The organism is Streptomyces sp. NPDC031274 (assembly GCF_055570235.1).
The window spans coordinates 1-2,388 of record NZ_JBVIHP010000088.1; the positions used below are offsets into that span (position 1 = coordinate 1).

The window sequence follows — 2,388 nt, forward strand, 5'->3', positions numbered from 1 at the left end:
GTCGACATCGCCGCGATGGACTTCCTCGGCCCCGCACTCCGCGCCCGCCTGGCCACGAGCCGCGGCACACCGAAGCTGGGCGCGGGCTATGTCTCGTCGGTCCCGGGCCTGTACTTCACGGGCATGCTGGGCGGCTCGTCGTTCGGGCCGATCATGCGGTTCGTGTGCGGCACGGAGTTCGCCTCGCCGCGGCTGGTGGGGCATTTGGCGAAGGTGCACGGCTGAGTCGGCGGCGACGGTTCATCTTGACCCGGGGCACGGCCCCCTGCCGGGAGACCCCGAAGCGGGCCGCGACCGCGTCGACGATCTCCCGGAAGTACTCGAGCATGCCGTCGTCGAGACGCGGGACGAATTCAGTGGTCGTGTGTCTCGGCGACAAAGGCGTGTCGGTGCGCCCGAGGAACTCCCCGAGCGCCCCCACCGACCCTTCCAGGTCTTGGAGCGCCGTGTCCTCTTCGGGCAACTGCTCGCGATGACGAGTCGCACTGCGCGAGGTCACACGACCCGCGTTGCCTTCCACCTCAATGTCGCCGAGCGCGAAACCCAGGGTCGGCGGCTCCAGTTCGCAGGGCTCTACGTGGAACGAGAAGCTGATCACGACAGCTTCTCCTACCGGATGCCTTCGATGAGCTTCTCCAGGGCCCTGTCGCCGTTCTCCGCGAGGAACTGCACGCTGTCCATGCCCACATGGACCGCTCCGTCGGAGGCCATGCCGAGGTAGGCGACACCGCGGCCGGTGTCACCGATGGGGTAGAGGTAGGTCCCCGCTTGTTCGCCGAGGTCGTCGAAGATTTCGCAGTCCCACTTGGCCACCAGCGGATCGAGGCGGAGCGGAGAGCGGGGCGCCGTGCGCCCCGGACCCTTCTGGTCGATCTCCAGGCCGCCGAACTCACGCAGGAAGTTCCTCGCCGCATCGTGGATCTCGAAGTCCTCGTCGGCTTCGTGGAGCGTGTGCTCCCACTCCTCAGTCGAGACCGACCGGCCGGGGTACCAGCCGGCGAGCCGCAGTACGCGGTCGGTCTCGGCCGACCACCGTCGCCCGATCTCCGCGCTCAGGTCGTGCTCGGCGGAGTGCGGGAGCACGAGATGGTCCCCGGCCGGGACGAACGGCAGCGGGGCGTCGGTGCGGCGCTCCATGACGAGCTTCTCCATGGCCTCGTACGCGTTGTCGGCGAGGCGCTCGACGCTGTCCGAGACGATGTGGACGGAGCCGTCAGCGGCGATGCCCAAGCGGCTGTCGCCGCCGTCGACCTGGCCGACGGGAGTCAGCCCTGAGAACGCCTCGCCGCCCTTCCCGGAGGCCGCGAGCGGATCGAAGCGGAAGGGCGATTGGGGCATGACCGGACCCGGCGTCCACTCGTCGGTCCGCAGCCCGCCGAACTCGGCAAGGAACCTGCGGGCCGCGTCATGCACCTCGTATCCGCGCTCGCGCAGTGCGTCCTCCCAGTCGGGTCTCGGCACCCGGCGGCCGGGATGCCAGCTGCAGGACCGCAGGACACGCTTGGTCAACGCGGACCAGCGGGTACGGAGTTCGCCGTCGGAGCCCGGCTCACCTTCTTGGGCGTGGCTGCCCGTGACGAGCTTCTCCAGTGCCTCGTCAGCCGAGGGCGCGAGCGGCCTGACGGCGTCCCGGCCGAGATAGACCGTTCCGTCCGTGGCCATGCCCAGGGCCTCACCGCGGTCGTCACCGCCGAGGGGGTACAGATACGACGGGGTATCCGGATCGCCGCCCGGCGCGTCGAAGACCTTGTCGTCCCATTCGGCGGCGAGCGGGTCGAGCCGGAACGGACCCGTGGCCGTCTCGACGAGCAGGCCCCCGAACTCGGCCAGGAACCGTCGCGCGGCCTCGTGCATCTCGAAACCGCCGTGCTCGCGCAGCGCACTCAGCATGTCCTCGGTGGACACCGTGCGGCCGGGGGACCAGCCGGCCTTGCGTAGCGCGTGATCGGTCTCAGCGGACCACCGCTGCCGGAGTTCGTCGCTCATGCCCAATCCGCCCCTCTGACCCCGAGTTCGTCGAGCACATGCTTGCACGAGTCGCAGATGGCCTTGGGGGTCTGGTGTGCGGCATTCCCTGCCGCGCGGACGTTCACCGCGGCCATCACACCACCACGCGGATCGACGCCCGCACTCACGGCCTTCGATAGTGCTTCCGCCTCACCGCACTTCCCGTGCTGGTTGCCCGCCCGGAGGTTCTCCGGCACACGGTCGTAGGCGGCCTTGATGTCAGGGTGCAGGTCGTGCTGCACGTCGGGGCCCCCCTTGGCATTGGCGCCATCGAAGGGCTTCTTGTGCCCTGGCACGGAAAGCCCCGCCGCACTGGTCGGCCTGGTCTTCTTGCTTGCACCGGTCGGTGCGTCCTGCTCCGCCTGTGCTTTCCGCTTGGCG

At 69.5% G+C, this 2,388-nt stretch carries 2 protein-coding genes and 1 pseudogene; 1 reads left to right on the forward strand and 2 read right to left on the reverse strand.

Annotation, left to right across the window (positions count from 1 at the left end; translation table 11 throughout):
* Positions 1-225, forward strand: a pseudogene (locus ACZ5CR_RS43685) (NAD(P)/FAD-dependent oxidoreductase); the annotation flags it as partial.
* A gap of 384 nt (positions 226-609) precedes the next feature.
* On the opposite strand, the gene ACZ5CR_RS43690 reads toward ACZ5CR_RS43685, so the two are convergent.
* Positions 610-1,986, reverse strand: coding sequence for an SUKH-3 domain-containing protein (locus ACZ5CR_RS43690; RefSeq protein WP_468868813.1), 1,377 nt, complete (start codon positions 1,984-1,986; stop codon positions 610-612).
* A partial coding sequence (locus tag ACZ5CR_RS43695; RefSeq protein WP_468868815.1) for a hypothetical protein occupies positions 1,983-2,388 on the reverse strand: 406 nt, incomplete at its 5' end. The genes ACZ5CR_RS43690 and ACZ5CR_RS43695, both read right to left, overlap by 4 nt.